We start from the raw sequence: 20,104 nt of genomic DNA, 5'->3' as shown, positions 1-20,104 counted from the left end.
ATGACATTTCAAGGTGTACTTACCAAAATGCAGACAGAATTTGTTAATCCTATTGAATATTATCTAGTTCTTGAAAACTCCTTTTTAAATATTAATCAGTTATTAGGTAAGCCAATAACATTTTTACATCTTGGTTATCAATGTCTAGAATGCGGGAAAGAAAAAAAAATTTTTAGACAAGGTTTTTGTTATGATTGTTTTATGGCAAGTGCATCGGCGGGTGATTGGATTATGAAACCAGAATTAAGTAAAGCTCATTTAGATGTTGAAGATCGTGATCTAGAATATGAAAAAAAAGTACAATTACAGCCTCATGTAGTGTATTTAGCTTTGTCTAGCGAAGTGAAGGTAGGAGTAACAAGAAAAACTCAAGTACCAACTAGATGGATAGATCAGGGAGCTGTACAGGCTATTCCTATTGTTGAAGTTCCAAATCGTTATTTGGCAGGTATAACAGAGGTAGCGTTGAAAAATAAATATGCGGATAAAACGAACTGGCAACGTATGCTGAAAAATGAAGTGCCTGATGTAGATTTGATACTAGAACGTAATAATTTACAGTCTATTTTACCCCAAGAGGTACAAGAGTATTATCACCCTGTTGCAGATGATTTATATGAAATTCAGTACCCCGTTTTAGAATATCCTAAAAAAGTAATGAGTTTGAATTTAGAAAAAACACCACATTATACAGGAATTTTAAAAGGAATTAAAGGACAATATTTAATATTTGAAGATAATACTGTTTTTAATATTAGAACCTACGAAGGTTATGTAGTAAAGATTGAGCTATAATACCATATAAAAAAATACAAAAACTGAGGGTGTTCAAAAGGGTACAATCTACTTATTTCAACCAAAAGGAGGCTTGAATAAAGTGAACAGGAAAAATCAAATTATATAACGTTGATAATCTGATTTTTCCTGTTGTGTAAGAGATAAACTAGATGCTAATTGATCCTTTTTTTAGACACCCATAGTTTTTTGCTTTTAATAATTAGTTATTTTCTTCTGCCAAAAAGACCTTCAAGGACTTGATTAGCAGTGTTTTTAATAGCTTCTTTTTTAGGGTCTTTTGTAGACGTAGAGTCTTTTCCTTTTTTATTTCCTCCTAGAATATTGCTAAGAGCGTCAACTCCCTGATTAAGATATTTGTCTTTTTGTGATTTAGCAATTTGTAAGGCTAAGTTAGAGCTTGCCTGTTTTAGGTCTGTGGTCACTTTTGGTGATTTAAAATTACCTGTCATCAACGCGTTAATAGGAACACTTTCAATTTTTGATGCTTCGTTAGGACTCAGTTTCGCTAATAATTTATTTACATCACCTCCTAAATATTTGGCTGGTACATCTAATTTGATATTGTAATTCATGTTTTGATCAAAACCATGTGTACCACCTACTTCAGCTACGATGTCTTGATATTTTATTTTAAATGGTTTAACAATTACACGTCCTTTATCAAATGCTAAATTGGCTTTAATATCATTTAAATTGATTTTTTTGATGTCTAAGAATTTTAGTTGAGATCCTAATGCACTAAGCATTTGCGAATTATTAGCATTTATTGAAGCAGAAAGTAATTGTCCTAATAAGTCACCTGTTAAAGTCTTAATGTCTGGAGTTAATTCAACAGCATCTAAATTACCATTTAACTTAATAGTAGAATTAAGTTTTCCAGTGATAGCTCCTGCTATAGGTGCGATATTTTTTAGTAGATTTAATTGAGTAAAAGATTGGGTAATATCCACCTTGTCGAGATTTAAATTCATATTAAACGTTGGAGTATTGCCTTTTGTAGATACAAGCCCATTAAAACCAATAGTGCCGTTAAAAATGTCTGTTTTTACGTTTTGTAAGGAAACAGTTTCATTTTTAATCATCATTTTACCTGATACATTTTTAAGTGCTAAATTATCATATACAACTGTGTTTGCTTTTGCGCTAATTGTACAATCAAGAAAAGCAGGTATTTTAACCGCTTCTTTTTTTCCTTTTTTAACGGAAGAAGTATTTTCTTCGCTGTTGGATGTGCTTGAATTAGGTTTGTTTGTTGAATTTACTGGAGCAGGAGCCATAAAATCGGCTACATATAATTGAGTTGACCCCATATTAAAATTACCTTTTAAGGTTTGTTTTCTGAAGAAAAAGCCATAGAAATTTTCTAATACACCATTTATTTTTAAGTCTGAACTCCCTGTTTTCATGTCTAATTGATTCAGTTTAATCTGACTATTATTAAAACTAACTTGAGCTAGTTTTATTTGAACAGGTTTAGCCATTTCAGGACCAGTATAGTTAAATCCAGTTAAATGTAAAGTGCCTGCATTTTTAATTTTTTCATACTCGTTCTTTTCAACAGCTTGCATATTAAATTCTGTTGTTATATCTGCTTTTAGAATTCCAGAAAGCGGTTTGTCTATTTTTATGGGGTACGCTTTTGTGAAATTACCTAGATTAATAGTTCCTTTTAGAGCTGCGTTAACATTTGGGTTTGTAGCTACATTTTTGATAGATGCTTTTGCGTTAAAAACATCTTGATCTATTTGAAAAGATAATTGGTCTAGATTTACATAGGTATCGCTTAAAGCACCGCTATCGTTAATTATTTTAGTGTCAATTACAATATTTCGGACTGATTTTGGAAGTTGGGGATACTGAAAAGAGGCATTGTTAGATGCTATTGAAATATTAAATGTAGGAATTATATTTTCTTTGAGTTTTCCTTTTACTTTTCCATTTATCGTAAAATCACCCGAAGTTTTCACTGTTTCTAGATTGCCTGCATATTGTGCAGGTACAAGACCCAAGAAGTTTTTAAAAGAAGAAGTAGGGGTTTTGAAGGTTAAATCATAAAGTTGTTCTCCTTGTAGCATTTGTATAAAACCATTGAACTCAAGAGGGAGTTCGTTAATTTTTGCCTTATTTTCTTTAAATGTATACTTATTAGCAGATAGATCTATTCCTAATACGGCATCTAATGTTATAACTACATTTTTCATATAGTTCATTTTATCCATATCAAGAGATACTTTAGCAACAGATTGAGTTTGTAAATCTAATTTTTGAGAGCCAAAGTCACCTTTTCCACTATGTTGTATACTATCTAAAACCATTTTAATTTTAGAACGCTCGTCATAGAATTTGAAACGAAAATTTTCAACAGCATAATTTTGTATGTTCATTGAAAAAGGTTCGCTCTTTTCATTAGAAGAAGTAGGTTCGTTCGTTTTTTTTGCAATATCAAAATTTCCTTTTCCTTCTTTATTGAAAAGGATGTTGGCTAAACCGTTTTTAATACTGATTGCCTCTAACGACATAGGTTCTTTTTTGTCTTTCCAAAGTTCAGTTACGGACATTTTTAGATTTAATTCATCAAAAGCAACAAGTGTATCGCCTTCAAAAGGAGCATGATTAATGATTGTGAATTTTTCTAAGGAAATGGTAGCTTTTGGGAAACTTTTGAACAAGCTTATATCAGCATCGGCAAATGCAACTTTAGCATTTAGATTTTCATTAATGGTTTCCTGAATTTTAGCTTTTATTGTATCCTTAAAAAATAAAGGAATGGAGGCTAAGACGCCAATTATAATAAAGAGAGAGGCTCCAATACCTATAAAAATTTTCTTTTTCATTTTGTAATCTTTTTGAAATTGTATGTTGTAAAACTTTTTAGTTTATTTACAAAAATACATAAAAAAAATCCGCTTTAATATGAAAACGGATTTTTGTGTTAGAGGCTAATTTATTTTTAATTCATAAGGAAGTATTAATTGTATTCCTCTTCGATTATTCATTCGTTTTATCTGATTAATCATTTCTAAACCTTCTTCACCAACTTGTTCCTTTAGCAGATTTTCACGTGTTTTAAAGAAACTCATAAAGCCACTTTTTTCTAATTCATCAAGGAAATTTTTTTCAAATTCAGGATATGAAATAGTGCTGTATTTTTTTGTTTTTGAAAGAGTAGCTGCGTAGGTTATAGCATCATCTAAGCCTCCAATTTTGTCTACTAATCCAATTTTGAGTGCGTCTGTGCCACTCCAAACGCGACCTTGTGCTATGGCATCTACTTGTTCAAAAGTCATTTTGCGACCTTTAGCTACCCGGTTTACAAATGTTTTATAGATGGTTTCTACGCCCTCTTGTGTAAAGTTTCTAAAATCAGTGTCTATTGGTTCAAAAACACTATATCCAGATGCGTTTTTATGAGTTTCTACTGTTTCTGTATTAATTCCATATCGTTTGCTGATTTCAGATAAATTAGGCAACATCCCAAAAACTCCAATAGAACCTGTTATTGTACTTGCTTCCGCAAAAATTTTATGAGCATTACAAGCAATATAATAACCACCAGATGCGCCTAGATTACCCATAGAAACAACGACTGGTTTTACCTTTTTAGTTAATTCTATTTCTCTCCATATTAGGTCAGATGTTAAAGCACTTCCTCCAGGGCTGTTAATTCGTAGAACAATAGCCTTTATATCTTGATCTTCACGAGCTTCTTTTAAAGATCTTTTCATAGAACCTTCTCCTACGGTATTTAGATCCCCTTCTCCTGAGCCTATTTCGCCCTGTGCATAAATAATCGCAATTTTTTCACCTAAACTAAATTCTTCATTGTTAGCTAGTTCTTTTGAGTAATCAAGAATATTTACAGTGTTATAATCTTCACTTTCAGCTACTTTTAATCTTTTTTTGATGTCCTGATGATATACGTCTTCATAGGCTATGATGTCTATCAACTTATTGTTTTTTGCCAACTCAGGAGTACGGGCCAATAAATCAGTAGCTATTAAATTTAAGTCCGTTACAGATATGTTTCTTGATTTCGAGATATCTTCGGTAATAGCATTCCAAATAGAATTTAAAAAACCACTAATTTGTTCTCGATTTTCAGGACTCATAGTATTCGTTAGAAAAGGTTCAACTGCACTTTTGTATTTTCCGTGTCGAATAATTTCCATTTTCATTCCTGTTTTATCCTGAAAATCTTTGAAGTACATTACTTCACTTGATAATCCTTTAAATTCTAATTCTCCAACAGGATTTAAATAAACTGTACTGGCAACAGAGTTTAGGTAATATTCTTTTTGTGAATAGCTATTTCCGTACGCTAAAACAAACTTTCCTGATTTTCTGAAATTTTCTATCTCGTCTCTAAGAGCTTTAGTTTGAGCAGTACCTAAATGAAGAGTGTTGTTTAAAATAGAAATACCTCTTATTCTACTATCGTTTTTAGCTTCTTTAATTGCTTTTAATATGTCTATAAGACCTTCTCCTTTTCCTTTTTCATTTAAAAAGGGCATATCTTCATAATTGAATTTTCCAGCGTAATCTTCTGTTATTTTTTCTAAGTTTAATACCAGTACAGAATTATCTTGAATTTCAACTTTTTCCTTTCCACTAGCAACTAATGTACTTAGTATAATAATGCCAAAAAAGCAGATAATGCAAAATATAAAAAGCCCAATTATGCTTGCTAATACATTCTTTAAAAAATTCATTGTTTTGTTTTTTACAGATTAGTGTTTAAAATATTAAAAAAGTTACACGAAAAAATAAGTTATTAACACAGATGCAAATATACTTCTATTCTCCAAAACTTTTTAGTTACTTTGCCAAGCATGGGAATACAAAAAAAAGTAATATTATCTTTAGGAAGCAATCAAGGAGATAAGCTTGGTCATATAACGGCTTGTATACAGTTGATTCATAGTAAAATTGGATTGGTTTTACAGGTGTCAAAGTTGTATGAAACACCTGCTTGGGGTTTTGAGAGTGATGCTTTTTATAATTGTGCAATACTTATTCATACTTCTTTTACTCCTGAACAAGTTTTAAGAAAAATAACAAGTATTGAAAAAGAAATGGGGCGTCAAAAGAAGAAAGAGGTAGGATACGAACCCCGTATTATTGATATTGATATTGTAGCATTTGATGACCAAATATTAAATACAGAAAATTTAATAATTCCGCATCCTCACATGCAAAACAGGCGTTTTGTATTATATCCCATGAAGGATCTTGGAGTAGAGTGGGTACATCCTATTTTGTCTAAAAATGTAGATCGTTTATTGTTGGACTGTCCTGATATGAGTTCCTGTGAAGTGGTTACGGAACTTACGGCTCCTATTAAACAGTTTGATGTAGATAAATTAAATTATATAGCCATAGAAGGGAATATTGGGGCGGGAAAAACTACTTTAGCTTCTAAAATAGCAGCTGATTTTAATGCAAAATTAGTTTTAGAACGTTTTGCAGATAATCCTTTTTTGCCAAAATTTTATAAAGATCAAGGACGTTATGCTTTTCCTTTAGAAATGTCTTTTTTGGCTGATCGCTATCAACAATTAGCTGACGATTTGTCACAATTTGATCTCTTTGCAGATTTCGTAGTAGCAGATTATCATATTTTTAAATCCTTGATTTTTGCAAAAGTTACTTTGCAAGGTGATGAGTTTCGTCTTTATAAAACCCTATTTGATATTATTTATAAAGAAATGCCTAAACCTGATTTATATGTATATCTATATCAGAATACGGATAGATTACTTAAAAATATAAAAAAGAGAGGGCGTAGTTATGAACAAGAAATACCAGCAGAATATCTAGATAAGATTAATAAAGGTTATTTAGATTATATTAAAACACAATTAGGCTTAAATATGCTAGTAATAGATGTTTCTGATTTAGATTTTGTAAAAAGACAAGAAGATTATGTAATCATCTTACAAAAAATACAAGAAAAATTAAATTGTTAAAAAAAATGAAGAGAGGGTGTCTGAAAAGTTTAAACTCAACGTCTGGTTTGTCACTTCGATCAAATAATAAATCTAAAGGTTTCGTTGTTCTTCGTTTGATTTCCTCTTTGGTTGAAATGATAAGATTGAGATCTTTTCGGACAGCCTCTGTTTTATTTTTCGTTCAATTTGCAAAATAAATCCCAAATAACAATACCAGTACTTACAGAAATATTTAAAGAATGTTTAGTTCCCAGTTGAGGTATTTCAATCGCTCCGTTGCAAAGTTTTATAGCTTCTTGGTTTACTCCAAAAACTTCATTTCCAAAAACTAAAGCATATTTTTTAGTAGGTTTCGGTCTAAATTGATCAAGGAATATAGCATTTTCAACTTGTTCAATAGCATACACTTCAACTTCTTCCTTTTTAAGATTTTCAATAAGCTCTAACACATCTTTGTGGTATTCCCAAAAAACCGTTTCGGTTGCTCCTAAAGCTGTTTTGTGAATTTCTTTGTTAGGAGGCGTGGCGGTAATTCCACATAAATAGATCTTTTCAATTAAAAAAGCATCACTTGTTCTGAACACAGAACCAATGTTATGAAGGCTTCGTATGTCGTCTAATATAATAATAAGAGGTGTTTTTTGAGCTTTTTTAAATTGCTCTACTGTTTTGCGTTCTAATTCGCTATTTTCAATTTTTCTCATTTGGCAAATTTACATTTCTTTCGATAATAATGATGATTCTGTTTTTGAATAGACAGGAAATAATCTTAGTATTATCTGTTTGATGTAGGTATCTTGTGAATTACTATTCTAGTAAAAATAGAACTGAAATGAAATCAAAAAGCCCTCCAATGAGAGCTTTTTGATGTCTTTTTAAAGTTTAACTACTGTGCAGTTGGACCTGTTGGTTTAGCATCTAAAGGACTAGTTGGTGTTGGTTTAGCTACAACATTACCTGTGATGTGTAATACTTTTGTAGGATTATCTTTCATGTTTGTAGTAACTGTTACAGATTTGTTAATAGCTCCTACTCGGTTTGTGTCATATTTAACGCCAATTACAGCTTTTGCTCCAGGAGCAATTGGTTCTTTAGGGAAAGAAGGAACAGTACAGCCACAAGAACCTTGAGCGTTTGAAATAACTAATGGTTCGTTACCGTTATTTACAATAACAAATTCTCTTTTTCCTTCAGCACCTTGTTCAATTGTACCATAGTCTATAGTTTCTTTTTCTACATACATCCCAGGACCTGATACTTTCGTAATTTCAAATTTTGTTTCTTCTACTTTTTTAGCTACCTCCATTTTCGCTTTTGAAGCTGCTTTTTTTGCTTTTTCTTGAGCAGTAGCTGATAAATTTCCTAAAAATACTATTGTTGCTACTGCTAGTATTGCCTTTTTCATAATTGACTTGTAATTAGTTATACACAAATGTAAAAATATTTGATCAAATATTACGCCAAAATAAGTAAATTCGTCGCGATTAATCAAAAAATTTAACGTTTTGTCAGTAAAAGCTAAAACACCTAAGGAAACTCCTCTAATGAAACAGTATAACGAGATCAAGACCAAGTATCCAGATGCTTGTTTGTTATTTAGAGTGGGCGATTTTTACGAAACCTTTGGAGATGATGCTGTTCGTACAGCTCGTATTTTAGGGATCACTTTAACAAAAAGAGGCAACGGAACAGAAAGTGAAACAGCCTTGGCGGGGTTTCCACATCACTCCTTAAATACGTATTTGCCAAAATTGGTAAAGGCAGGTTTACGTGTAGCTATTTGTGATCAGTTAGAAGATCCTAAAATGACCAAGACTATTGTAAAACGAGGAGTAACGGAGTTAGTAACCCCTGGTGTTTCTATGAATGACGAAGTATTGATGTCTAAATCCAATAACTTTTTGGCTTCTGTTTATTTTGGAAAGAAACAATTAGGTGTGGCTTTTTTAGATGTATCAACAGGGGAGTTTTTAACTTCTGAAGGCAATGCAGATTATGTAGATAAATTATTGCAAAATTTTAATCCAAGTGAAATTTTAGTTCCTAAACATAATAAAAAAGAGTTTGTGGAGATTTTTGGCGAAAATTTTCACACTTTTTATCTTGAAGATTGGGTGTACAAACAAGACTATGCAACTGAAAGTTTGATTAATCATTTTCAAACTAATTCACTAAAAGGCTTTGGAATAGAAGAGTTAGAGTATGGTGTTATTGCTTCAGGGGCTATTTTGTATTATTTATCCGAAACCCAACATAATAAAATTCAACATATAACCTCTATTCACCGCATTGCAGAAGATGCTTACGTTTGGATGGATCGTTTTACTATTCGTAATTTAGAGTTGTACCATAGTTATAATCCTAACGCTGTTACCTTGTTAGATGTAATAGATCGTACTCTTTCTCCTATGGGAGGACGTTTGTTAAAACGATGGTTAGCTCTTCCACTAAAAGATATAAATAAGATTAAAGGACGCCATGAAGTAGTTGGCTATTTTAAAGATAATCAAGAAATATTATATCAAGTTCAACAACAGATTAAGCAGATATCAGATCTAGAACGTTTGATATCTAAAGTGGCAGCTGGAAGAGTTTCACCAAGAGAATTAGTGTATTTGAAAAATTCTTTAGATGCTATCGAACCAGTTAAGACTCTTGCTTTAAAAAGTACTCAGGAAGCAGTAAAAGTAATAGGAGATAGTTTGCACGCTTGTGAATTGTTGAGGGAAAAAATTACTAATACATTAAATCCAGACGCACCAGTAGCAATTAATAAAGGAAATGCTATTGCGTCAGGAGTAAATGAGGAATTAGATGAATTACGAAATATTTCAAATTCAGGAAAAGAGTTTTTGGAGGCAATAGAAAAAAGAGAATCTGAAAAAACGGGTATCCCATCTTTAAAAATTTCTTTTAATAATGTTTTTGGGTATTATATAGAAGTTCGGAATACACATAAAGATAAAGTGCCTTCAGAGTGGATTCGTAAACAAACATTGGTAAATGCAGAACGCTATATAACAGAGGAATTAAAAGAATACGAATCAAAAATATTAGGAGCCGAAGAAAAAATTCATCAATTAGAAATGTCTCTGTTTGAACAGTTAGTAGCTTGGGTTGCAACCTATATTAAGCCTGTTCAACATAATGCTAACCTCATTGCTCAGTTAGATTGTTTGACTTCGTTTGCACAACAAGCAATTGATAATAATTATGTGTGCCCAGAAATTAACGATACGTATGTATTAGATATAAAAAACGGACGCCATCCAGTTATTGAAAAACAATTGCCTATAGGAGTGCCATATATAGCCAATGATGTGTATCTTGATCGAGATTTCCAACAAGTGGTCATGATTACAGGGCCTAATATGTCAGGTAAATCAGCTATACTAAGACAAACGGCACTTATTGTTTTATTGGCACAAATGGGAAGTTTTGTGCCTGCTGAAGCTGTAACGATGGGGGTGGTTGATAAGATATTTACGCGTGTGGGAGCTAGTGATAATATATCTATGGGAGAATCAACCTTTATGGTAGAAATGAATGAAACCGCATCAATCCTAAATAATATATCCAATAGAAGTTTAGTCTTGTTAGATGAAATAGGGAGGGGAACGAGTACGTATGACGGTGTATCTATTGCATGGGCTATTGCAGAGTTTTTGCATGAAAATCCAGCACAACCCAAAACACTTTTTGCTACTCATTATCATGAACTTAATGAGATGACAGAAACATTAACTCGAATTCAAAACTATAATGTGTCTGTAAAAGAATTAAAAGACAATGTGTTGTTTATCCGTAAATTAGAAAAAGGAGGAAGTGCGCATAGTTTTGGTATTCACGTGGCGAAAATGGCAGGAATGCCGCAAACAGTTATACAAAGAGCTGGTAAGATTCTAAAAAAATTAGAAAAAAATCATTCTTCGGAAGTTTTAAACGGCAAAACATCACAAGGAAACTTAGGTGATCAAGAAGAAGAAATGCAATTAAGTTTTTTTAATTTAGATGATCCTTTGTTGCAAGAAATAAAAGAAGAAATTCAGAATTTAGATATTAATACATTGACTCCAGTAGAAGCTTTAATGAAACTAAATGAAATCAAGCGTATGCTAACAAAAAAATAGTTTTAGAAATTTAAAGAATTGAATCTGAAATATTTAAAAAAAAATTTTGATTTTTTTTATTCAAGTGCTTGCAAATACTGATTCTTGTTGTATATTTGCACTCGCAATACGGAAGTAAGGCAATGTTCTTTAAGCTAAATGCGAAAATAGCTCAGTTGGTAGAGCGCAACCTTGCCAAGGTTGAGGTCGCGGGTTCGAACCCCGTTTTTCGCTCTGTTACTAGAATAACAATGCTCGAGTGGTGGAATTGGTAGACACGCTGGACTTAAAATCCAGTGAACATTAGTTCGTGCGGGTTCAAGTCCCGCCTTGAGTACAAAAAATCCTTTCAAAATAAGAAAAGGAAAGAAGTAATTTAATTACTTTATATACGTTCATAGTTACATAAGTTTTTTTAAAAAAAATATACGCTCGAGTGGTGGAATTGGTAGACACGCTGGACTTAAAATCCAGTGAACATTAGTTCGTGCGGGTTCAAGTCCCGCCTTGAGTACTAATTTTTTAGAAGTATTTTAAAAAAAACAATTTGTAACTTGTAATATTGATTAAATTTGCGAAAATAGCTCAGTTGGTAGAGCGCAACCTTGCCAAGGTTGAGGTCGCGGGTTCGAACCCCGTTTTTCGCTCTGTTACTAAAATAACAATGCTCGAGTGGTGGAATTGGTAGACACGCTGGACTTAAAATCCAGTGAACATTAGTTCGTGCGGGTTCAAGTCCCGCCTTGAGTACAAACAGGCTGTCCTAAATCTTTTGGACAGCCTTTTTTATTTACACAATATTTGGATACCTATTGGAGAAGAATCTTATATCATTTAAACTTTGAAATTTCCACATGATAATATTTTTTAACCCTGAGACTGTCCAAAAAATTCACAATCTTGTTCATTTCGACCAAAGGGAGAAATCACATAATGTTGATTTAGACACTATCTTAGAAAAGCAATAAGAATTAGTGTTGATTCTCGATGAGCTTCGCGCTCGAACTAATGATGATTCTAATTATATACTCAACGGTTTGTTCGAGTTATTTCTAAAATAAATAAAACAGATCAAGAATTTTTCTTTTAATCCAGTATGTTTTAAGTTTAAATGGTATAAAAAACGGAATGTTTTTTGTTGTCCCAACTGAATAAGGGATATAAGTATAATTCAGCTAGAATAATTCATGTTGTTTTATGATACTTATCTAGCTTTTTTACGGTTTAAGTAGTGAGAGATACTCTTCTGGATAGGAAGGAAATTAGATGCAGACAGCTACAGTCTAATTATACAACGTGGTTTTAAGTGAATTTTGAAAATAAGAGGCTGTTTAAAAAAATGTAATTGTGTGTTGTTTGACTTCGTTTTGTCGCTTTTATTTTTAGTAGACCCTCAAAGGAGAAACTATATAATGTTAATGTAGCTTCTCCTATCACTGAAAGTGAGTAACTAGAATGTTGAACACTTTTTCTAAATAGCCTCTTTCTTGTTATTGATTTGCTGTCATAAATTCTTCTGCCTTATTGACCATATTATAACTTCCACAAAAGAAAGGAACTCTTTGGTGTAATTCAGTAGGTTTTATCTCCATGATTCTTTTATAACCATCAGAAGCCTTTCCGCCTGCCTGTTCTGTTATAAATGCCATAGGGTTGCATTCGTATAGTAGTCTTAGTTTTCCTTTGGGAGCTTTAGAGCTAGGAGGGTACATATAAATACCTCCTTTTATCATGTTTCTATGAAAATCAGCAACTAAACTACCAATATAGCGAGAAGTATAAGGACGATCTCCCTCTTCTTTTTGACAGTATTTTAAATAGTCTTTTACACCTTGAGGAAAGTGGACATAATTCCCTTCGTTAATAGAATATATCTTTCCGTCTTTTGAGAATTGCATATTAGGATGCGAAAGATAAAAAGTACCTATTGCAGGGTTTAATGTAAAGCCATTTACACCATTTCCTGTAGTGTATACAAGCATAGTAGAGGTTCCGTAAATAACATATCCTGCAGCTACTTGGTTTGTGCCAGGTTGTAGGAAGTCTTCTAGCTGAACAGGACTGCCTACTGGTGTAATTCTTCTGTATACAGAAAAAATAGTTCCAACAGATACATTTACATCTATATTAGAAGAGCCATCAAGAGGATCCATTAATACAACATACTTGTTATTATGACTATTGTCAGCTCCTGAAATAGTAATGAAATCATCGTTTTCTTCACTGGCAATACCACAAACAATTTCTCTGTTGATTAAGGTTTGTATGAAAACTTCGTTAGCGTATACATCTAGTTTTTGTTGGTCTTCTCCTTGTATATTCGTTTCTCCTGCTGCTCCTACAATGTCTACAAGTCCAGCTTGTGTTACTTTATGATTAACAACTTTAGCCGCTAGGCGTATTGAGTTGATAATTCTTGATAGTTCGCCTGAAGAATATTGAAAATCATTTTGTTTTTCTATTATAAATTCGCCAAGGGTTCTGTTGCGTTCTTCCATAATTTTTATGCAGTTAGTAATGCAAAGATGAGATTTATTTTTTTAAAAATAAAGTAACAGGAAGTCTGTAAGTTGTAATGTTTGAATAAAATAGGTTTAAAATATACATTAGATGGTGCGTACAGAATAGCGATTAGATTCTTTTTTTAATGTTTGATCAAAAAATGTATATTTTAGATATGTGTTTTGTTTTAAAAATTGTAGAAAACTTTTATTCTGTGAAGTTGTTTAAAATAAATTATACTTCTCTTATCTTTGTTCATATCTGTATTTGCGGTAACTAAATAAAAACAAAATGAAAAAAATACAATTAGCAGTAGGTTTATTGGCTCTTATGCCTTTTACAATGAATGCACAAATTAATTTAGGTGAAAAAGCGTTAGGAGCTTTACAAAAAGGAGTGGCAAGTTTTACCTTTTCTGATGAGGATGCTGCTCAATTATCTAAGGCTTCTGTTGAGAAAATGGATAAAGAAAACCCTATTGCGGGTCCTAAAGATCCTTATACATTAAGATTAAATAAGCTTTTTGGTAAACATAAGACAGAAAGTGGTGTAACGCTTAATTTTAAAGTTTATAAAGTAAAAGAAGTAAATGCTTTTGCTTGTGCTGATGGGAGTGTTCGTGTTTTTCAAGGGTTATTAGATGTTATGGATGATAATGAAGTACTTGCGGTTATAGGCCATGAAATAGGGCACGTTGTAAATCATGATACAAGAGATGCTATCCGTGCAGCTTATCAGAAAGAAGCTTTGGTAGATGCTGTAGGATCACAAGTAAAGGGAGTTGCAGCGGTTAGCGAAAGTGCTTTAGGGAAAATAGGAAGTGCAATAGTAGACAGTCGCCATAGTCAAAAACAAGAATCAGAAGCAGATATGTTTTCGTATGATTTTATGAAAAAACACGGATATAATGTTAATGCTGTTGAATCTGCCTTTACAGTATTAGCGAGCTTAAGTCAAGGTGCTGATTCGGGTTTTATGTCAAGGATTTTAAGCTCACATCCAGATCCTAAAGATCGTGCAGCAAAAGCGAAACAAAGAGCAGAATCAGAAGGGATCTATAAACCGTATACTCGTCAGTTAAAAAAGACATCTACACCCGCTAAGAAGAAAAAATAATGAAAAATTTTACGATTCGTAGAGGTACCTCGTATGATATGGCACAAGTGCTATTACTTATAAAAGAATTAGCACTATTTGAAAAAGAACCAGAAGCAGTAGTAATAACTGAAGAAGATTTGATTCGAGATGGTTTTGGATCAAACCCCTTGTTTCATACTTTTTTAGCCGAAATAGATGGAGTAATAGTTGGAGTAGCACTTTATTATTATCGTTATTCTACTTGGAAAGGAAAAACAATTCATTTAGAAGATCTAATTGTTACACAAAATATGCGAGGAACAGGCATAGGCATAGCCTTGTATAAAGAAATTATGAAACAAGGAGCCTTAGATGGTGTTAGACGTATTGAATGGAATGTTTTAGATTGGAATACCAATGCTATTAAATTTTATGAAAAGTCAGGAGCAAAAGTATTAGATGACTGGCGTGTTGTTCAGATGGATGAAAAAGGATTAGAAGAATTTTTAAATAACAAATAATCAAAGTCAAGATTCAAAAAAATAATAGTTTGAGTTTTGAAAAAAAATGTGATATGAAAATATTCAAGTTTGGTGGTGCCTCTGTTAAAGATGCAGCGGGCATAAAAAATGTGTTTGATGTACTTCAAAAAGTGGGGTACGAAGAGGTTCTACTTGTAGTGTCAGCTATGGGAAAGACAACCAATGCCTTAGAAGAAGTTATAAAGAATTATTTTGAAAAATCACCTCAGCTAAATGCCTCAATTCAAGAAGTTAAAAAATATCATAATCAAATTATTTTAGATTTATTTGATGATGAAAATCATGAAGTTTTTTATGATATTAATGAACATTTTGCTGATTTTGAATATTTTTTAAGAAGTAATAAATCGCCAAATTATAGTTTCGTTTATGATCAAATTGTAAGTTTTGGTGAGATTATTTCCACTACAATTGTATCGCATTATATGAATTTTAGAAACATTCAATCACAGTGGATAGATGTGCGTAATTATATTAAAACAGACGCTAATTATCGAGATGCAAATGTTGACTGGGAAAAAACACAAAAAGCCATTTCTAAAATAGCTAAAAAGAAACAATTGTTTGTTACGCAAGGTTTTTTAGGATCTGATGAAAACGGATTTACAACTACTTTAGGTCGTGAAGGATCTGATTATACAGCCGCTATCTTTGCCTATTGTTTAAATGCAGAAAGTGTTACTATTTGGAAAGATGTTCCTGGAGTAATGAATGCCGATCCTCGTTATTTTGAAAACGCAAATTTATTAAATCAAATTTCTTACAGAGAAGCTATTGAATTAGCGTTTTATGGAGCAAGTGTCATTCATCCTAAAACTTTACAACCGCTACAACGAAAAGAAATTCCTTTGTATGTTAAATCGTTTGTTAATCCATTATTGGCAGGAACCAGTGTAGCAAAAGGACAAGATTTAGAGCCCAAAATGCCTTGTTTTATAGTAAAAAAAGATCAAATTTTACTTTCGTTATCTTCAATAGATTTTTCTTTTATAATGGAAGAAAATATTAGTGAAGTTTTTGCATTACTTCATAAATACAAACTCAAAGTAAGTCTAATTCAAAATTCTGCTATTAGTTTTTCAGTTTGTGTAGAAGATAAATACAATCATTTTCAGGAAATAGTAAAAGTCCTTTCTAAAAAATTTAAAGTGACATATAACGAAAATGTTTCCTTGTATACTGTAAGACATTTTGATCAAAATGCTATAAATACAGTAGAAAAGGATAAAATGGTTTTGGTTAGACAGATGAGTCGAGAAACGTTACAAGTGGTTACTAAAGAGTAATTAACTCTAATACAATATCCTTTTTTAAAACAAGGAAGGAATAAATATAATGAAAAAAAGACTTTTCAAAGAGAGAGCTCTAAAACTTAGCAATCTTATTACTGAAATTAAAGAGAGACTCGAATGAGATGAATAGGCAAAGCCAATTACATAGTACTAATAATCTGACTTCTTCTGTTATTGAAGTAAACAGGCAAAACGTTAAGTTATTACTTTATTAGCTGTACAGTTGTCACTATAACAATAAAGAAAATGAAATTCTAGCTACTATGTGATTGGCTCCATTATTAGAGATAATTACACATGGCTTTTTATGTAATAGTATTTCAATAATTGCAATATCTTTGACCTATTCGAGTTAATAGAATATGCTGCAAAATCAAATTCGCTTTCTTATCTGTATGTTATGCTTTCCTACCCTATTGAAAGCACAGGAAACGTTGTATCAGCATAAAAAAATACCCTTTACAAAAGATTTAATTCATATAGACAGTATCAGTATCAATCCTTCGCATTTTGCGTTATATGATAAAAACAAAATTAAAATTGATTCAACGTTGTATCAAGTTGATTTTGTGAAAGCAACAATAAAATTAGATTCTACCCTTAAAAAAAAAGATACTATTCATGTTTATTATTTGAAATACCCGAGTTTTCTTACAAAAAGTTATTCTTTCTATGATGTTAATAGATTAGTGTCTTCTACAAATTCTGGAAATATTTATAAAACAGAAAACCGTTTAGTAAACATATTCAAGCCTTTTGAAGGGCTAGAAACATCTGGGAGTATTACACGTGGGCTTAGTATAGGCAATAACCAAAATGCAGCAGTAAATTCTAATTTAGATTTGCAAGTAATAGGTAAGTTGTCAGATAAAGTAAGTATTAGGGCTTCCTTGCAAGACCATAATATTCCGTTGCAAAATGGAGGATATTCACAAAGATTAGACGAATTTGATCAAGTTTTTGTTGAATTATTTTCAGACCGATGGTCTGTCCGTGGAGGTGATTTGTTTTTAGAAAATCGAAAATCTCGTTTTTTAAATTTTAATAAAAAGGTACAAGGTGTTTTAGCGCGAGTTAATTTAGGAACATCTCCTGTTAGTACAGAAATAACGCTTTCTGGAGCAGTTGTACGAGGACAGTATGCAAAAAGTACTCTCATAGGACAGGAAGGAAATCAAGGACCTTATAAACTTCGTGGACCTAATGGAGAGTTATATGTCTTGGTTATTTCAGGATCTGAACGAGTATATGTAAACGGAAATTTATTGGAAAGAGGAGAAAATAACCAATATGTAATAGATTATAATGCGGGTGAATTGACTTTTACCTCTTTGTTTCCGGTTAATTCAGAGATGAGAATTGTGGTAGAATATCAGTTTTCTGAAAGAAGTTTTAACCGTTTTGTTACTTACGGTGGAACTATTCATCAAGAGGATAAATGGCATTTAGGTGGATTTGTTTATTCTGAAAATGATGTTAAAAATCAGCCTCTTCAACAAAGTTTATCTTCGGATCAAATTAAGATTTTATCAGAAGCAGGAGATAATACTGGATTATTGAACGCTCCTTCTGCCGTTATAGAGCCTTATACTGATAAGAAAATTTTGTATAAAAAGACAAGCATAGGAACTGCTGTTGTATATGTGTATTCTAATGATTCAAAAGAAGAGTTATATCAAGTTAAGTTTTCCTTAGTAGGTAAAAATAAAGGAGATTATATTGTAAAGTCAACAGTTGCTAATGGTCGAATTTATGAATATGTGCCAGCTCTTGCAGGTATAAAACAAGGCGAATATGAACCCATTATTAGATTAATAGCACCTTCTAAATTACAAATAGCAACCTTATTAGGAGGTTATAAACCCTCAGAAAAAACAATAGTAGATTTTGAATTAGCGATAAGTAATCATGATTTGAATTTGTTTTCTGATTTAGACGATGAAAATAATAAAGGGATGGCAGGAAAACTCAATATTCGTCAAAAAATAGCGTCTAAAAAAAATTGGGAACTCATTTCATTAAATGATTTACAATTTATTCAAAAAGAATATAAGCCTATAGAACGTTTATTTGCTGTTGAGTTTGATCGCGATTGGAATTTAAAAGAAACAATAGGTAACCAGCGACTCATATCATCAGCCTTACAGTTTGGTTGGTCAAAAAAAATAAGAGGAAAATATCAATTTGAAAATTTAACTTTTTCGGAGCGGTTTAAAGGAAATAAGCATCTTTTTTCAGTAATTCATGAGTCTACTAAATGGTTTGCTAAACAACAAGTAAGCCTGATGAATAGCGAAAGCAATGAGATGAAGTCTCAATTTTTTAGAAATCAGTTTCATTTGAAATATAAATTTTATAAAAATTGGGTGGGAGTTAACCAGCGATTGGAGGATAATCAAGAGAGGATAAAATCAACTTTTAAGCTAACTAATTTGAGTCAGCGTTTTACAGAATGGGGAATGTTTATAGGAAGAGGCGATTCAACGAAGGTTTATGGAGAAACAGGTCTATCTTATAGGTTAAATGACTCTTTGCAAGGAATTACCTTAAAACGAGTAAATAGATCTATTTCCTATTATCTAAATTCTAAACTAATTCAAAATAATCAAGCTGATTTATCGGTTTTTGTTAATTATCGCCAATTATTATTTGAAAGTAATAAGAAAAATGAATCATCTTTAAATTCTAGATTGCTTTATAATCAGCGTTTCTTCAAAGGTTTTTTTCAATACGGATTGAGTTATGAAACTCTTTCAGGAAGTATTCCACAACAAGAATTTAATTTTGTAGAAGTAGAAGCTACAAAGGGGATTTATGCTTGGAACGATTATAATAAAAATGGGATTCAAGAACTTCAAGAGTTTGAAATAGCACAATTTCCAGATCAAGCAAAATATATAAAGGTTTTTTTACCAAACCAAAATTTTGTAAAAACACATCAAAACAAGTTTTCACAATCAGTTACACTAAATCCTTTTCTTTGGATAGATAAAAAAGGGTATCGAAAAATTATATCTTATTTTTATAACCAAACGAGTTTTTTAATTGATAAAAAAATTAAAAAGGAAGGAGAACAATTTGATTTAAATCCTTTTATAAATTCAAAAGATCAGTTGTTGGGACTGACTTCCAGTATAAGAAATAGCTTGTTTTATAATAGAGGAAAGCAAAGCCATTCTGTTGTATACAATGTTATTATTAATGAATTAAAGAGTTTACTCGTAGCAGACGAATTAAAAAATACAAACACAAGTCATCAATTATCGTATACCCATTTATTAAATAAGTATTGGTTGATTACTCTTAACGGAAGTATATCTCAAAACAATGTATATTCGGTTAGCTATTTGAGTAAGAATTTTCAGCTTAGAGAAAATCAGTTAGAAGCAAGAGTAGGGTATTTATTTTCAAAAAATACCACTTTAGATCTGTTTTATGAATTTCAGAAAAAAAATAATAAAATAGGAGCATTCGAAAAGTTATCTCAAAATCGTTTAGGGATTTCCTTTAATGTAGTAACCTCAAAAGAATTTGTATTAAATGGAGAGTTTGCTTACATAAATAATCGTTTTGAAGGAAATGCTTTTTCACCAGTAAGTTTTCAGATGTTAGAAGGATTACAGGTTAATAATAACATGACTTGGCGTATGTTACTTCAAAAAAAACTTACAGAGTACTTGGATGTCAATTTTAATTATCAAGGAAGAAAAAGTGAAACTTCAGAAACTATACATACTGGTAATGTTCAATTGCGGGCTTTCTTTTAATATTTTTATATAGAGAATGAAAAAAAGGAGTGTTTTTTTAGAATCAAAGTTGTTGTAGTTTTCTGAAAA

At 31.6% G+C, this 20,104-nt stretch carries 12 protein-coding genes and 5 tRNA genes; 12 read left to right on the top strand and 5 right to left on the bottom strand.

Going from position 1 to position 20,104, the window contains the following annotated elements; all coding sequences use genetic code 11:
- Positions 1-795 (top strand): DUF2797 domain-containing protein, encoded by a 795-nt coding sequence (locus tag AWN65_RS12185; RefSeq protein WP_060383414.1) that lies wholly within the window; start codon positions 1-3, stop codon positions 793-795.
- A 206-nt stretch (positions 796-1,001) separates the two neighbouring features.
- On the opposite strand, the gene AWN65_RS12180 is transcribed toward AWN65_RS12185, so the two are convergent.
- Positions 1,002-3,632 carry an AsmA-like C-terminal region-containing protein gene (locus AWN65_RS12180; RefSeq protein WP_060383413.1) on the bottom strand — a complete coding sequence of 877 codons (2,631 nt, stop codon included), beginning with the start codon at positions 3,630-3,632 and terminating at the stop codon, positions 1,002-1,004.
- Between the two features lie 105 nt (positions 3,633-3,737).
- A complete protein-coding gene (gene sppA, locus AWN65_RS12175) occupies positions 3,738-5,507 on the bottom strand; it encodes a signal peptide peptidase SppA (protein WP_060383412.1) in 1,770 nt (589 codons plus the stop codon).
- A 120-nt stretch (positions 5,508-5,627) separates the two neighbouring features.
- On the opposite strand from sppA, the gene folK reads away from it, so the two are divergent.
- Positions 5,628-6,764 carry a 2-amino-4-hydroxy-6-hydroxymethyldihydropteridine diphosphokinase gene (gene folK / locus AWN65_RS12170; RefSeq protein WP_060383411.1) on the top strand — a complete coding sequence of 379 codons (1,137 nt, stop codon included), beginning with the start codon at positions 5,628-5,630 and terminating at the stop codon, positions 6,762-6,764.
- A 152-nt stretch (positions 6,765-6,916) separates the two neighbouring features.
- On the opposite strand, the gene AWN65_RS12165 is transcribed toward folK, so the two are convergent.
- The gene (locus tag AWN65_RS12165) at positions 6,917-7,450 is read right to left on the bottom strand and encodes an RNA methyltransferase (protein ID WP_060383410.1); all 534 of its coding nucleotides are present in this window, start codon (positions 7,448-7,450) and stop codon (positions 6,917-6,919) included.
- A gap of 182 nt (positions 7,451-7,632) precedes the next feature.
- On the bottom strand, positions 7,633-8,151 hold the full coding sequence (locus AWN65_RS12160; protein WP_060383409.1) for a DUF1573 domain-containing protein: 519 nt from the start codon (positions 8,149-8,151) through the stop codon (positions 7,633-7,635).
- Positions 8,152-8,290: 139 nt separating this feature from the next.
- On the opposite strand from AWN65_RS12160, the gene mutS reads away from it, so the two are divergent.
- The 6 genes from mutS to AWN65_RS12130 all read left to right on the top strand — a co-directional run bounded on the left by mutS (position 8,291) and on the right by AWN65_RS12130 (position 11,605).
- On the top strand, positions 8,291-10,876 hold the full coding sequence (mutS, locus tag AWN65_RS12155; RefSeq protein WP_145902577.1) for a DNA mismatch repair protein MutS: 2,586 nt from the start codon (positions 8,291-8,293) through the stop codon (positions 10,874-10,876).
- Positions 10,877-11,016: 140 nt separating this feature from the next.
- A tRNA-Gly gene (locus AWN65_RS12150) sits at positions 11,017-11,089 on the top strand.
- 19 nt (positions 11,090-11,108) lie between these two features.
- Positions 11,109-11,192 (top strand) — tRNA-Leu (locus AWN65_RS12145).
- A 93-nt stretch (positions 11,193-11,285) separates the two neighbouring features.
- Positions 11,286-11,369, top strand: a tRNA-Leu gene (locus AWN65_RS12140).
- A 60-nt stretch (positions 11,370-11,429) separates the two neighbouring features.
- Positions 11,430-11,502 (top strand) — tRNA-Gly (locus tag AWN65_RS12135).
- Between the two features lie 19 nt (positions 11,503-11,521).
- Positions 11,522-11,605 (top strand) — tRNA-Leu (locus AWN65_RS12130).
- Positions 11,606-12,345: 740 nt separating this feature from the next.
- Here AWN65_RS12130 and fbp read toward each other — a convergent pair.
- Positions 12,346-13,353: a class 1 fructose-bisphosphatase gene (gene fbp, locus AWN65_RS12125; protein WP_060383407.1), complete on the bottom strand. Its 1,008-nt coding sequence runs from the start codon at positions 13,351-13,353 to the stop codon at positions 12,346-12,348.
- 295 nt (positions 13,354-13,648) lie between these two features.
- Between fbp and AWN65_RS12120 the strand changes: the two genes are divergently transcribed.
- From AWN65_RS12120 to AWN65_RS12105, 4 genes are all read left to right on the top strand, one after another.
- Positions 13,649-14,473, top strand: a complete 825-nt coding sequence (locus AWN65_RS12120) for a M48 family metalloprotease (RefSeq protein ID WP_060383406.1) — start codon at positions 13,649-13,651, stop codon at positions 14,471-14,473.
- Positions 14,473-14,955, top strand: a complete 483-nt coding sequence (locus tag AWN65_RS12115) for a GNAT family N-acetyltransferase (protein ID WP_060383405.1) — start codon at positions 14,473-14,475, stop codon at positions 14,953-14,955. The genes AWN65_RS12120 and AWN65_RS12115 overlap by 1 nt, the downstream gene beginning before the upstream one ends.
- Before the next feature lie 53 nt (positions 14,956-15,008).
- Positions 15,009-16,262: an aspartate kinase gene (locus AWN65_RS12110; protein WP_060383404.1), complete on the top strand. Its 1,254-nt coding sequence runs from the start codon at positions 15,009-15,011 to the stop codon at positions 16,260-16,262.
- Between the two features lie 368 nt (positions 16,263-16,630).
- Positions 16,631-20,035: a hypothetical protein gene (locus AWN65_RS12105; RefSeq protein WP_060383403.1), complete on the top strand. Its 3,405-nt coding sequence runs from the start codon at positions 16,631-16,633 to the stop codon at positions 20,033-20,035.
- Positions 20,036-20,104 lie beyond the last annotated feature (69 nt).

This window comes from Flavobacterium covae, assembly GCF_001534645.1.
GTDB lineage: Bacteria > Bacteroidota > Bacteroidia > Flavobacteriales > Flavobacteriaceae > Flavobacterium > Flavobacterium covae.
The sequence above is the reverse complement of the archived record's forward strand: the minus strand, read 5'-3'. Positions and strand labels throughout refer to the sequence as shown.